The sequence below is a fragment of the Dermatophilaceae bacterium Soc4.6 genome (genome assembly GCA_039889245.1).
Taxonomy (GTDB): Bacteria; Actinomycetota; Actinomycetes; order Actinomycetales; family Dermatophilaceae; genus Lapillicoccus.
This window is the reverse complement of record JAZGVH010000002.1, coordinates 2,882,834-2,894,830: the sequence shown is the minus strand read 5'-3', so window position 1 is coordinate 2,894,830 and position 11,997 is coordinate 2,882,834. Positions and strand designations below refer to the sequence as shown.

Here is an 11,997-nt window from a genome sequence, read left to right as displayed (position 1 = left end):
GAGGAGTGCTGCTATTCCCGGTCAGGCTGGTGACCCGAGGTAGGCCAGCTGGGCCCGCACACTGAGCTCGGCCGCCGGCCAGACCTCGCGGGGGACGGCGGCATACACCGCCTCGACGACCGCGTGGGCGTCGGTGGCGCCGGCAGCGACGGCCGCCCGCACCTGCTCGAGCCGCTCGAGCCGGTGCTGGCGGTAGGACGCGAGCACCGCCCCGGCCTCGTCGCGCACCGGCCCGTGCCCCGGCAGCAGGGTCGTCACCTCGCCGCTGTCGGTGCGGCCGGTCATCACCGCCAACGACGAGAGGTAGGCCGCCAGCTCGCCGTCCGGGTGGGCCACCACGGTCGTGCCGCGCCCGAGCACCATGTCGCCGGTCAGCAGCGCACGGTCGTCGGGCAGCAGGAAGGAGACCGAGTCGCTCGTGTGCCCGGGAGTGAGGAGCGCCTCGATCGTCAGGCCCCCGGTGTCGAGCCGCTCCCCGTCGGTGAAGGGCTCACCCCGCCCGGCGCCGCGCACGCGCGCCCCGGTCAGCTGGGCGAAGCGCTCGGCCCCCTCGGCGTGGTCGCGGTGCCCGTGGGTCAGCAGCACGAGCGCCACCCGGGCGCCACGCGCCTCGACAGCGGCGGCGACCGCGTGCAGGTGCGGGTCGTCGAGCTCGCCGGGATCGACGACGACCGCGAGGTCAGACCCTGGCTCGAGCAGCACCCAGGTGTTGGTGCCGTCGAGGGTCATCGGCCCGGCGTTCGCCTCGAGCACGCAGGCTGCCCGCGCGGTCACGGCGCGGGAGCCCCAGGGGTCAGGTGAGTCGCTCACCCGGCGACCCTAGCCGTGGGTCACCCGACGCGGGGCCCGTCAGGGCAGGTCGGCCTGCATCACGACCCGGCCGTCGACCTCGACCAGCCGGGGCTCGATCGCCCGCATCGAGCCCGACTGCGCCACGAAGCCAGCGGCCGACGTCGCCGCGGCGACCGACTCGACGCAGACGACCGTCGGCGGCAGCATCATCGCGGCCCCGGTGGCCAGCTGCTCGAGCAGCACCCCCGGCACCGTCCAGTCGGCCACATCGGCCTCGGTGGTGTCGTCGTCGGGCACCTGGCCCTCGGGCAGCAGCGCGGAGAAGAAGAAGGTGTCGTAGCGTCGCGGCTCGAACGGCGGTGTCACCCAGCGGGCCCGCACCCCGAGCAGGTCGGAGCGCAGCACCAGCCCGCGCCGCAGCAGCAGCTGCGAGAGCGACTGCTCGCGGGCCAGCAGCGCTGCCCGCTCGTCGTCCCACTCGGGTGCCCGCAGGTCGGCGACGACGGTGTCGGCGGTCGGCCCGGCCAGGAGCACCCCGCACTCCTCGAAGACCTCACGCACCGCCGCGGCGACCATCGATCGCGCGAGCGACTCGTCGCACCCGAGCCGCTGCGCCCACTCGGTGGCGCTGGGGCCAGCCCAGGGCAGGTCCGGCGCGTCGTCGCGGGGGTCGACCCCGCCGCCGGGGAAGACCCAGGCCCGCGGGGCGAACTCCATCGACGACACCCGCCGCAGCATGAAGACCTCGACGCCGCTGACCCCGTCGCGCACGAGCATCACCGTGGCGGCGTAGCGCACCGGCGGCGGCTCACCGGCCTCCCCCGACAGCCAGGCTCGCGCCCGCGCGTCGAGACGGGCGAAGGGGAACTCGCGCAGCGGCATACGGGCGTGTGGAGGGTGTCGGTGGGGCAGCCGCGTCAGTCGCGGACGGCGACGACGAGCTCGACCTCGACGGGAGCGTCGAGCGGCAGCGCGACGACGCCCACGGCGGAGCGGGCGTGCACTCCCGCCTCGCCGAAGGCCTTGCCCATCAGCTCGCTCGCACCGTTGACGACGCCCGGCTGGCCCGTGAACGACGGGTCGGAGGCGACGAAGCCGACGAGCTTGACCACCCGCACGACCTTGTCGAGGTCGCCGATGACGGCCTTGACCGCGGCGATGCCGTTGAGTGCACAGACCTGGGCGAGCGCCTGCGCGTCAGCCGGCGGCACGAGGCCGTGACCGTCACCGACCTTGCCGGTCGCCGGCATCACGCCGGAGACCATGGGCAGCTGCCCCGAGACGTAGACCAGGTCGCCGTGCCGGACGGCGGGCACGTAGGCCGCGACCGGGGGCACGACCTCCGGCACGACCAGCCCGAGCTCGGCCAGCCGGTCCTCGACGGCCGACATCAGGCCTTCGCCCGCTTGAGGTAGGCCACGAGGTTGCCACCGTCGCCCTGCAGCACCTGCACGAGCTCCCAACCGTCCTCTCCCCACTGGTCGAGGATCTGCTTGGTCGCGTGCACGATGAGCGGCACGGTCGAGTACTCCCACTTGGTCATGCCTCGCACCATATCGGCCCGTCGCACGCTGCGCGCCACCCCGGGCGCCCGCGTTAGCGTCGGGGGATGCCCGCCGATGCCTCCGCCCCCCACCCCGCCAGCCGCACCACCTCCTACGGCGACGACCCCGCGCAGGTCTACGACGTGCGCGAGCCCACCACCACCGCGGACGACACCCGCGGCGTCACCGTCGTCGTCGTGCACGGCGGCTTCTGGCGCGCGTCCTTCGACCGCGCGCACGCGGCGCCCCAGGCGCAGGGCCTGGCCGACCGCGGCTTCCACGTCGCGGTCGTCGAGTATCGCCGGGTGGGCATGCCCGGCGGTGGCTGGCCGGGCACGGTCGACGACGTGACCGCCGCGATCGCCGCCGTGCGCGCCGACGCGACGCTCCCGACGCCCACGGTGCTCCTCGGCCACTCGGCCGGTGGCCACCTCGTCACCCTCGCCGCCTCGCAGCCGTGGGCCCTCGGCCTGCGGGGCGCCGTCAGCCTCGCGGGCTGCGTCGACCTCGTGCGCGGTGTCGAGCTCGGCATGGGCGACGGCGCGGTGGCCGACTTCCTCGGCGGCCCGCCCGCCGCCGACGCAGCCGACCCGCTCGCCGCCGCCGACCCCGCGATGACCACGCCCGCCGTGCCGGTCGTGCTGGTGCACGGCACCGCCGACGACACGGTGCCCCTCGAGGTCTCCCGCTCGTACGCCGCGAAGGTCGCCGCCTCGACGCAGCCCCACGCCCCCGTGCGGCTGGTCGAGCTCGACGGCGCCGACCACATGGTCGTCATCGACCCCGACCACGCCGCCTACGCAGCCGTCGTCGAGGTGCTCGAGGACCTCACGCGGGGCTGACCCGCACCCGCCCGTCCACGACCGCGAAGCGCACGGCCGACAGGTCGCCGACCACGGCGTCGGCGAGGTCGTCGACCGACAGCTCCTGTGCGGTGCTGGTGGTGACCACCGCGAGGGTCGCGCACCCGGCCGCCCGGCCGGCGCGCAGACCCCCGGGGGCGTCCTCGACGACGAGGCAGTCGGCCGGGTCGGCCCCGAGCCGCCGGGCCGCCTCGACGAAGGGATCGGGGTGCGGCTTCCCCCTCTCGACGTCGTCGACCGTCACCACCACCGCGGGCGCGACCAGCCCGCTCGCCCGCAGTCGCGCCCGCGCGAGGTCGCGCGTGCACGAGGTCGCGATGGCCGACCTGCCCTGCGGGGCCAGGGCGGCCAACGCCTCCGCGGCCCCCGGCAGCAGGACCACGCCGTCGGTGTCGTCGATCTCGAGCTGGGTGAGGCGGGCGGTCGCGGCATCCCAGCGGTCGGGCGGCAGCAGCGCCTCGACCGTGGTGCGGGCCGGGATCCCGTGCCGCCCCTCGAAGCGGGCGGGGTCGATGCCCTCCTCCTGCGCCAACCGGGCCCAGCAGCGCCCGACGGCCGGGGTCGAGTCGATGAGCGTGCCGTCCATGTCGAAGAGCACGGCGGCGAAGTCACGGCCCGTCAGGGCGCTGAGGTCGTTTGTCACACCGGTCAGCGTAGGCAGGTGGTGACGGCCCGGGTGACCCATCTCTCCTGCTGACGGCCCGTCGGTGGCGGGGTCTGCGGGACGCCCGAATCGGGCGGCACTAGATTTGACGTATGCCCGACCCCTCCTCCCTGCCCTGGGCCCGGGCACGCCTGCACGTCGTGACGGGCAAGGGCGGCACGGGCAAGACCACCGTCGCGGCTGCCCTCGCGCTGGCGCTGGCGTCGGGCGGCAAGCGGGTGCTGCTGGTCGAGGTCGAGGGCCGACAGGGCCTGAGCCAGACCTTCGACGTGGGGCCGCTGTCGATCGCCGAGACCCGCCTCGCCCGCGCGCCCGGTGGTGGAGAGGTCATGGGCCTGTCGGTCGACGCCAAGGCCGCGCTGCTGGAGTACCTCCAGATCTTCTACAAGCTCGGCCGCGCCGGAGGGGTGCTCGAGCGCTTCGGGGCGATCGACTTCGCGACGACGATCGCCCCCGGAGTGCGCGACGTGCTGCTCATCGGCAAGGTCTACGAGGCGAACCGTCGCCACAAGGACGGCCGCCGCACCGACCCCGTCGAGGGCGACATGGTCTACGACGCGATCGTGCTCGACGCCCCGCCCACCGGCCGGGTGGTGCGCTTCCTGTCGGTCAACGAGGAGGTCGCCGACCTCGCCCGGATGGGCCCGATCAAGGGGCAAGCCGACTCGATCACCAACATGCTCCGCTCGGGCCAGAGTGTCGTGCACGTCGTCACGCTGCTCGAGGACATGCCGGTGCAGGAGACCGCCGACTCCGTCGCCGACCTGCGCGCAGCCCGGATGCCCGTGGGTGCCGTCGTCGTCAACCAGGTGCGCCCACCCATCCTGCCCGACCGGCAGCTGCGCGCGGCCGCCCGCGGGCGGGTCGACCGCGACGCCATCCGGGCCGGGCTCGAGACGGCCGGGCTGGCCACCACCGACGTCGTGGTCGACGGTCTGGTCACCGAGGCCCGCGACCACGCGAGGCGGGTCGCTCTCGAGACCGAGCTGCGCACGAGGGTCGACGAGCTGGGCATGCCGGTCTTCTCGCTGCCGGCCCTTACCGACGGGATCGACGTCTCGGCGATCCGCGAGCTCGCCGACCTGCTGCTGGGTCAGGGGATGGTGTCGTGACCCCTCCCCGTGTGCGCCGTGCGGGCGCGGCCGGCTCCCGCAAGGCGCCCGCCGGTCCCGCCGCTCGGGCGGCGGCGCCCCGCCTCGACGTCGACGCGCTGCTCGCCGACCGCGGCACCCGCGTCATCGTCTGCTGCGGGTCGGGCGGCGTGGGCAAGACGACGACTGCCGCCGCCCTCGGGGTGCGGGCGGCCGAGCAGGGCCGCAGCGTCGTCGTGCTGACGATCGACCCGGCCCGTCGGCTGGCCCAGTCACTCGGGCTGACCGAGCTCGACAACCAGCCCCGACCCGTCGTGGGTCTCGACCTCGCGGCCGGCGGTCGCCTCGACGCGATGATGCTCGACATGAAGCGCACCTTCGACGACGTCGTGCTCGCGCACTCGACGCCCGACAAGGCCGAGCAGATTCTGGCCAACCCGTTCTACCAGGCCGTCTCCAGCTCGTTCGCGGGCACGCAGGAGTACATGGCGATGGAGAAGCTCGGCCAGCTGCGGGCCCAGTCCGACGCCGAGGGCACGTGGGACCTCATCATCGTCGACACGCCGCCGTCCCGCTCGGCCCTCGACTTCCTCGACGCGCCGTCGCGGCTGGGGTCCTTCCTCGACGGCCGCTTCCTGCGGCTGCTGACCGCCCCGGCCAAGGCGGGCGGCCGGGCCTACCTCAAGGTCTTCAACGCCGGCGTCAACCTCGTGTCGTCCACGATGTCGAAGGTGCTCGGCGGCGACATGCTTCGGGACGTGCAGACCTTCGTCGGGGCCCTCGACACGATGTTCGGCGGGTTCCGCGAGCGGGCTGACCAGACCTACGCCCTGCTCAAGCAGGGGTCGACCGCCTTCGTCGTCGTCGCGGCGCCCGAGCGAGACGCGCTGCGCGAGGCGTCGTTCTTCGTCGACCGGCTGAGCGCCGACGGCATGCCGCTGAGCGGGCTCGTGGTCAACCGGGTGCAGTCCATGGCGGCCCGGGGCCTGAGCGCGGGCCGGTCCCGGGCGGCCGCCGAGCAGCTGACCGAGGCGGGCGACCTGCTCACGGCCGCCCTGCTCACGGTGCACGCCGGGGTGGCCGAGGCGTCCGCGCGCCAGCGCAACCTCACCGACCGCTTCTCTGCCGGGCACCCGACGACCCCGGTGGTCGAGGTGCCGGCGCTCGCCGAGGACGTGCACGACCTCGCCGGGCTGCGCTCCGTCGGCGCGTCGCTCGCCGGCGCCTGAGGCGACGACCCGGGCCACGAGGCCACGGGACCCGGGAGCACGCCGTACGACGACAAGGCCGTGCACGCGGCGGGCGGTGGGGCCCTGCTCGCGTGCACGGCTTCCGCCTCGTGAGGCGGATGAGGTCACTCCTGCGGCGACGCCCCCCACGGCCGGCGCCCTCGGCGGGACCTCGTCCCCTGACCGTCACGGGCGCGATGCGCCCGAGCGGTCAGAAGGTGCGGGCCCCCGACGGGGCGGCAGTGCCCTGCTGGCGGTGCTCGTTGAAGAGGATCCACCAGGAGGCGACCCGGGGGTGGCGGCGCAGCATGGCGCGGCGCTCACGCTCGGTCATGCCACCCCAGACGCCGAACTCGGTGGTGTTGTCGAGGGCGTCGGCGAGGCACTCGGCGACGACGGGGCAGCGCTGGCAGATGAGCTTGGCCTGCTGCTGGGCGGCCCCGCGGACGAAGAGTGCGTCCGGGTCGCTCTTGACGCAGTTGCCGAGCGGGGCCCAGTCGGCCTGCAGGCCCGGGCGCGGTCCGCTGAAGTCCTGCGGGCTCCCGGTGGAGCCGATGGTCGTGGTCGTCATGTGCGTTCCCCTTGATTGTCCCCAGATGGTCCCCAGGCACCGGATCATCCTGACCCGGGCCCCCACCGGCCGCTCACCCCTGAGCAGTCCGGCGCCACCTCAAATCTAGGCTCCCCGTCGCCCCGTGCCCATGCTCCGATGGGATGGTTCGGTGGGGCCCGATTAACTAGTCATCCCGCCCACAGGCAGCACCCACCGGTCTCACAGCACCCCCTGCGCAGGTCAGGAGGGGGTCAGTGGTGCGGGTTACCCTTGCCGTATGCGCGCAGGACGAACGACGAACATCGCGAGCGTCATCAGCCTCCTCGGGGCTTTCGTGGCCACAGCGATGGTGATGGGGCTGCTGGCCGCGGGCGTGGCCATCCCGGCCGTCGGGGCCGTGGGCACGGCCGCCCGCTCGGGCATCGACGTCTTCGACTCCCTGCCCGACTCGTTCACCGCCGCCCCGCTCTCGCAGCAGTCGCGCATCATCGCCGCCGACGGCAAGCTGCTGGCCACGCCCTACGACCAGAACCGCGTCATCGTGCCGCTGTCGGCGGTCTCGCCCCTGATGCGCAAGGCCCAGGTCGCCATCGAGGACAGTCGCTTCTACGAGCACGGCGGGCTCGACACCCGCGGCCTCGTGCGCGCGGTCGTCTCCAACGCGCAGGGCACCGTGCAGGGTGGCTCGACCCTCACCCAGCAGTACGTCAAGCTGCTGCTGCAGGAGACCGCGATCAAGAAGGGCGACAAGGCCGCGGCCGACGCCGCGGCCACCCAGCGCGGTCTGGCCGCCTACACGCGAAAGCTCCAGGAGCTCAAGTACTCCATCCAGCTGGAGAAGTCGCTGACCAAGGACCAGATCCTGCAGGGCTACTTCAACATCAGCTACTACGGCGACCAGACCTACGGCGTCGAGGCCGCGTCGAGGCGCTACTTCGGCCACTCCGCCAAGACCCTCAACCTCGTCGAGTCGGCCACCCTGGCCGGTCTGGTGCAGAACCCGAGCACGACCGACCCGGTCAACTTCCCTGTCCGGGCCCAGGCCCGCCGCAACGTGGTGCTCGACCGGATGCTCGAGCTCAAGCTGGTCTCCAAGAAGGACCACGACGCGGCCCGGCGGACGCCGATCGCCAAGACGCTCAAGGTGACGGCGCCGCTGAGCTCGTGCGCCGGATCGGGGCAGTTCGCCTACTTCTGCGAGTACGCGCTGCAGTACCTCCTCACGAGCCCGCAGATGGCCGTGCTGGGCAAGACCCAGAAGGACCGCGAGACCAAGATCTACAACGGTGGCCTGACCATCAAGACAACGCTCGAGCCCGGGCTGGCCCAGGCCATGAAGCAGCAGATCGAGCAGCGCGTGCCCGAGGGCAACGAGCAGCGCGGCATCCGGATCGGGTCGGCCGCCGTGACCCTCGACCCCAACACCGGTGGGGTGCGGGGCATCGCACAGAACACCACCTACGACCCGGGCGGCAAGAACAAGCCGTGGAACTTCACCCAGGTCAACTACGCCGTCGACTACCAGTACGGCGGGTCCCGCGGCTTCCAGTTCGGCTCCACCGCCAAGCTCTTCGCCCTGGTCACGGCTCTCAAGCAGGGCCTGCCGATCACCACCCGGGTGCAGGCCCGGGAAGCCGGTCCGGGGAACCCCACCACCTACACCTCGAAGGACTTCCCGGGAGGGGCCGAGAACTGTGGCCTGTCGGGGTCCGAGACCTACGGCCCGGTCAAGAACGAGCAGAACGGCGAGGGCGGCAACCTCACGCTGACCCAGGCCACCGCGAAGTCGGTCAACACCGCCTTCATCGCGCTCGCCCAGCAGGTCGGGTCGTGCAACGTGCGCGACACCGAGAACCTCATGGGCATGCACCAGTCGATCGGCGCTCCGATGCCGCGCAACCTGTCGGCCATCGTGCTCGGCGCCACCGAGGTCTCGCCCATGACCGTGGCCAGCGCCTACGGGGTCATCGCGGCCAAGGGCAAGCTGTGCACCCCGGTCCCGATCCTGTCCATCACCGACAGCGCGGGCAAGGCGCTCAAGGTCCCGACGCCGGGCAAGGACAACTGCAAGCAGGTCATCGACCCCGACGTCGCCGCCGGTGTGGCCCAGATCGCCAAGGCCACGCTGCTGCCCGGCGGCACGGCGTCGGGCAGCGCCCTGGCCAACGGACACATCGCGGCCGGCAAGACCGGCACGTCCGACGGCAACAAGCAGACCTGGTACGCCGGTTTCACCCCCCAGGTCGTGACCGCTGTGTGGACCGGCACGCCGCTCGACACCAAGTACCCCCTCGACAACATCAACCTCGCGGGCCGGCCATATCCCGTGGTCTTCGGCGCCAGCATCTCGGCTCCCGTCTGGAAGGGCATCATGGACTACGCCCTGCGCAACGAGCCCAACGCCGACTTCCCGGCGCCCTCGGCCAAGATCGCCACCGGAGACCCGCAGCCCTTCAGTCCGTCGCCGATCGGCTACTCCGTCGCCACCGCCACGTCCATCCTGCAGGCCCAGGGCTACCAGGTGGTCGTCGGTGGCAGCATCGCCTCCAACTACCGGCCAGGGATCGTGGCAGGGACGTCACCGCGAGGTGGTGCCCCCGTCGGGAGCACCGTCAACATCTTCACGTCGTCCGGTCCCGGGTCCGGCTTCGTCAGTGGTGGCAACGGGCCCGGCCCGGCCGGTGGGGCCCCCCCGACCGGGCGGTAACAGCGGCTGACCCCTCGGGTCGGCGCTCAGCCAGCCAGCAGGCGCCGTACGACGGCCGAGATGCGGCCGCCGTCGGCGCGACCGGCGACCAGTGGCTGGGCCGCCTTCATGACCTGGCCCATCTGGGCCATGCCCGTCGCGCCGGTGTCCGCGACGGCGCGACGCACGAGGTCCTCCAGCTCGTCGTCGCCGAGCTGCGACGGCAGGTAGCCCTCGAGGACCGCCAGCTCGGCGACCTCCTGGTCGGCGAGCTCAGGGCGGCCGGCGTCGCGGTAGGCGGTGGCCGCCTCCTTGCGCTTCTTGGCCTCCTTGCTCAGCACCTTGAGCACGTCGTCGTCCGTGAGCTCGACTGCGGTGTCGCCGGCCACCTCGGCGTTCGTCACCGCCGTGAGCGCCATGCGCAGGGTGGCCGAGCTGGTCGTGTCGCGCGCCTTCATGGCGGTCGTGAGGTCGGCGCGGAGAGTGTCCTTCAGGGTGCTCATGGCCCCCAGTCTCCCAGCAGGGCGCAAGCGCATTGGTGGGACGTGGCAGCATGTGCCGATGCGACCTCTCGTGCGAGCCGGCCTGCAGCTCGGGATGGGTGCGGCCGGTCTCGGCGCGCTGGGGGTCGGCTACGGCTCGTTCGTCGAGCGAAACGCCTTCGTGCTGCGGCGTCGCGCCATGCCGGTGCTGCCCCGCGGGCACCGCTCCATCCGGGTGCTGCACCTCAGCGACCTGCACCTGATGCCCGGGCAGAAGCGCAAGGTCGAGTGGGTGCGCCGACTGGCGACGCTGCAGCCCGACCTGGTCGTGACGACGGGCGACAACATCGCGCACGCCGACTCGGTCGACGTCGTCCTGCGGGCCTACGAGCCCCTGATGGATGCGCCGGGGGTCTTCGTGCTGGGCTCCAACGACTACTTCGCGCCGGGCTTCAAGAACCCGCTCCGCTACCTCGTGGGTGACTCCATCCGGCTCGACCACTGGCACGAGACCCTGCGGCTGCCGACGCCGCGGCTGGTCGCCGGGATGGTGGCCGGAGGGTGGGCCGACCTGACCAACGCCCGTGCGGTGCTCGAGGTCGCCGGCGAGCCCGTCGAGTTCGTCGGGGTCGACGACCCGCACCTCGACAGGGACCGCTACGACCTCGTGGCGGGCCCCGCCGAGCCCAGCGTGCTGCTCACGATCGGCGTCACCCACGCGCCGTACCAGCGCACCCTCGACGCGATGACCCGCGACGGCGCCAGCGTGCTGATCGCCGGCCACACCCACGGCGGGCAGATCTGCGTGCCCTTCCACGGTGCGCTCGTCACCAACTGCGACCTCGACCCGAGCAGGGTCAAGGGGGTCTCGCGCTGGTGGCCGGGAGCGGGCCGCCAGCACTCGCGCCTGGCCCCGCCCGACGCGGCGTGGCTCGAGGTGTCGGCCGGGCTGGGGACCTCCCCGTATGCGCCGGTGCGCTTCGCCTGCCGCCCCGAGGCGACGCTGCTCACCCTCGAGCCCTCCCGCTGACCTTCCCGTCGGGAGGTCCCGAGCACGGCACCCGGCACCCACGCCTGCGTGGGTCATACCGATTGGGACGACCCGGGTGTGAGCAGATACGATTGGCAGCGCTGCTCGCCCTCGGATCACCCGGAGGTTGGCAGACCAGCCACGGGGTGTGGCGCAGCTTGGTAGCGCGCTTCGTTCGGGACGAAGAGGCCGCAGGTTCAAATCCTGTCACCCCGACCACCGTCTTCGCAGGTCACAGGCCCTTTGCCCGCTTCGGGTGGAGGGCCTTCCCCGTGGGTGAGTGACTAGCTGGGTGAAAGTCGCTCGACGGCATCGAGGGCGTCGAGGCCGAAGAGGGCATCCATGACCGTGGCGCCGGTCTGGATGACCGGGCGGATCTGGTGCCGGTAGACCAGCTCGGTCACGCTGGTGCCGCTGTGACCGACCGGGCGCGAGATGTCCTCCAGCGGGACCCCGGGAGTCGGACAGCAGCGAGACGAACGAGTGGCGCAGATCGCGCGGTGACCACTGCTCGGCGTCGAGCCCGGACACGAGCTCCAGGGCACTGCGGAAGACCCGACGGGCGTTGTCCTTGTCCATCGGAGTCCCGAGCCGGGTCGGGAGGACCAGGTCGGAGTCGACCCAGCGTGGGCCCACCTCGAGCCGCTCCTGGGCCAGCTGCACCCGCTGCCGGCGCAGGGACTTCCACGCCGACCGCACCGGGGCGCCCTCCACCATCAAGGACCTCGACCCACCGACGGTCGAGCAGATCGCCTACCTCAAGAGCCAGATCGACACAGCCGAGACCCAGATCTTCGCCCTGCTGACGAGCAGCACCGCCTACAACAAGCTCAGGCGCGTCATCGACGTGCGCAGCTACGACTCCTGGTACTCCAGCACCTACATGTACAAGCCCCGTCTCGGGAAGCTCGGCATGGGCCCGCTGTGGGACTTCGACCTGTCCATGGGCACCTACTTCTTCGGCACGCAGCCATCGAACGACGCCTGGGTGCGCGGCCGCTCACCGTGGCTCGACGCGATGCTCGACAACCCGACCTTCCTCGCCCTGGTGAAGAAGCGGTAT

At 72.6% G+C, this 11,997-nt stretch carries 12 protein-coding genes, 1 tRNA gene and 1 pseudogene; 7 read left to right on the top strand and 7 right to left on the bottom strand.

Going from position 1 to position 11,997, the window contains the following annotated elements; all coding sequences use genetic code 11:
* Nucleotides 1–21: 21 nt before the first annotated feature.
* Genes V3N99_13515 through V3N99_13500 form a run of 4 tightly spaced genes read right to left on the bottom strand, consistent with a single transcriptional unit; the run spans nt 22 to nt 2,335 of the window.
* On the bottom strand, nt 22–810 hold the full coding sequence (locus V3N99_13515) for an MBL fold metallo-hydrolase (GenBank protein ID MEO3937757.1): 789 nt from the start codon (nt 808–810) through the stop codon (nt 22–24).
* A gap of 39 nt (nt 811–849) precedes the next feature.
* Nucleotides 850–1,674, bottom strand: a complete 825-nt coding sequence (locus V3N99_13510) for an NUDIX hydrolase (protein MEO3937756.1) — start codon at nt 1,672–1,674, stop codon at nt 850–852.
* 35 nt (nt 1,675–1,709) lie between these two features.
* Entirely contained in the window at nt 1,710–2,183 is a 474-nt protein-coding gene (locus tag V3N99_13505) for a RidA family protein (GenBank protein ID MEO3937755.1), read from the bottom strand.
* On the bottom strand, nt 2,183–2,335 hold the full coding sequence (locus V3N99_13500) for a DUF4177 domain-containing protein (GenBank protein ID MEO3937754.1): 153 nt from the start codon (nt 2,333–2,335) through the stop codon (nt 2,183–2,185). The genes V3N99_13505 and V3N99_13500 overlap by 1 nt, the downstream gene beginning before the upstream one ends.
* 66 nt (nt 2,336–2,401) lie before the next feature.
* On the opposite strand from V3N99_13500, the gene V3N99_13495 reads away from it, so the two are divergent.
* The gene (locus V3N99_13495) at nt 2,402–3,178 is read left to right on the top strand and encodes an alpha/beta fold hydrolase (GenBank protein ID MEO3937753.1); all 777 of its coding nucleotides are present in this window, start codon (nt 2,402–2,404) and stop codon (nt 3,176–3,178) included.
* Here V3N99_13495 and V3N99_13490 read toward each other — a convergent pair.
* Nucleotides 3,165–3,842, bottom strand: a complete 678-nt coding sequence (locus tag V3N99_13490) for an HAD-IA family hydrolase (protein MEO3937752.1) — start codon at nt 3,840–3,842, stop codon at nt 3,165–3,167. The genes V3N99_13495 and V3N99_13490 overlap by 14 nt on opposite strands.
* A gap of 113 nt (nt 3,843–3,955) precedes the next feature.
* On the opposite strand from V3N99_13490, the gene V3N99_13485 reads away from it, so the two are divergent.
* Both V3N99_13485 and V3N99_13480 read left to right on the top strand, forming a co-directional pair.
* Entirely contained in the window at nt 3,956–4,975 is a 1,020-nt protein-coding gene (locus V3N99_13485; protein MEO3937751.1) for an ArsA-related P-loop ATPase, read from the top strand.
* 98 nt (nt 4,976–5,073) lie between these two features.
* Complete coding sequence (locus V3N99_13480) at nt 5,074–6,183, top strand: ArsA family ATPase (GenBank protein ID MEO3937750.1); 1,110 nt, start codon at nt 5,074–5,076, stop codon at nt 6,181–6,183.
* 211 nt (nt 6,184–6,394) lie between these two features.
* Here the strand turns inward: V3N99_13480 and V3N99_13475 are convergent, their stop codons facing one another.
* On the bottom strand, nt 6,395–6,754 hold the full coding sequence (locus V3N99_13475) for a WhiB family transcriptional regulator (protein MEO3937749.1): 360 nt from the start codon (nt 6,752–6,754) through the stop codon (nt 6,395–6,397).
* Between the two features lie 259 nt (nt 6,755–7,013).
* On the opposite strand from V3N99_13475, the gene V3N99_13470 reads away from it, so the two are divergent.
* A complete protein-coding gene (locus V3N99_13470; protein ID MEO3937748.1) occupies nt 7,014–9,443 on the top strand; it encodes a transglycosylase domain-containing protein in 2,430 nt (809 codons plus the stop codon).
* 26 nt (nt 9,444–9,469) lie between these two features.
* Here the strand turns inward: V3N99_13470 and V3N99_13465 are convergent, their stop codons facing one another.
* The gene (locus tag V3N99_13465) at nt 9,470–9,925 is read right to left on the bottom strand and encodes a GatB/YqeY domain-containing protein (GenBank protein ID MEO3937747.1); all 456 of its coding nucleotides are present in this window, start codon (nt 9,923–9,925) and stop codon (nt 9,470–9,472) included.
* Between the two features lie 58 nt (nt 9,926–9,983).
* Between V3N99_13465 and V3N99_13460 the strand changes: the two genes are divergently transcribed.
* From V3N99_13460 to V3N99_13450, 3 genes and pseudogenes are all read left to right on the top strand, one after another.
* Nucleotides 9,984–10,934 (top strand): metallophosphoesterase, encoded by a 951-nt coding sequence (locus tag V3N99_13460; GenBank protein MEO3937746.1) that lies wholly within the window; start codon nt 9,984–9,986, stop codon nt 10,932–10,934.
* Between the two features lie 142 nt (nt 10,935–11,076).
* A tRNA-Pro gene (locus V3N99_13455) sits at nt 11,077–11,153 on the top strand.
* 628 nt (nt 11,154–11,781) lie between these two features.
* Nucleotides 11,782–11,997 (top strand): annotated as a pseudogene (locus V3N99_13450) (CotH kinase family protein).

What these genes read in the sequence shown, in the direction of transcription:
- V3N99_13500 (MEO3937754.1), bottom strand. Translation starts at nt 2,335, where the DNA reads ATGACCAAGTGGGAGTACTCGACCGTGCCGCTCATCGTGCACGCGACC.
- V3N99_13465 (MEO3937747.1), bottom strand. Translation starts at nt 9,925, where the DNA reads ATGAGCACCCTGAAGGACACTCTCCGCGCCGACCTCACGACCGCCATG.
- V3N99_13470 (MEO3937748.1), top strand. Translation starts at nt 7,014, where the DNA reads ATGCGCGCAGGACGAACGACGAACATCGCGAGCGTCATCAGCCTCCTC.
- V3N99_13460 (MEO3937746.1), top strand. Translation starts at nt 9,984, where the DNA reads ATGCGACCTCTCGTGCGAGCCGGCCTGCAGCTCGGGATGGGTGCGGCC.
- V3N99_13485 (MEO3937751.1), top strand. Translation starts at nt 3,956, where the DNA reads ATGCCCGACCCCTCCTCCCTGCCCTGGGCCCGGGCACGCCTGCACGTC.
- V3N99_13495 (MEO3937753.1), top strand. Translation starts at nt 2,402, where the DNA reads ATGCCCGCCGATGCCTCCGCCCCCCACCCCGCCAGCCGCACCACCTCC.
- V3N99_13505 (MEO3937755.1), bottom strand. Translation starts at nt 2,183, where the DNA reads ATGTCGGCCGTCGAGGACCGGCTGGCCGAGCTCGGGCTGGTCGTGCCG.
- V3N99_13475 (MEO3937749.1), bottom strand. Translation starts at nt 6,754, where the DNA reads ATGACGACCACGACCATCGGCTCCACCGGGAGCCCGCAGGACTTCAGC.
- V3N99_13510 (MEO3937756.1), bottom strand. Translation starts at nt 1,674, where the DNA reads ATGCCGCTGCGCGAGTTCCCCTTCGCCCGTCTCGACGCGCGGGCGCGA.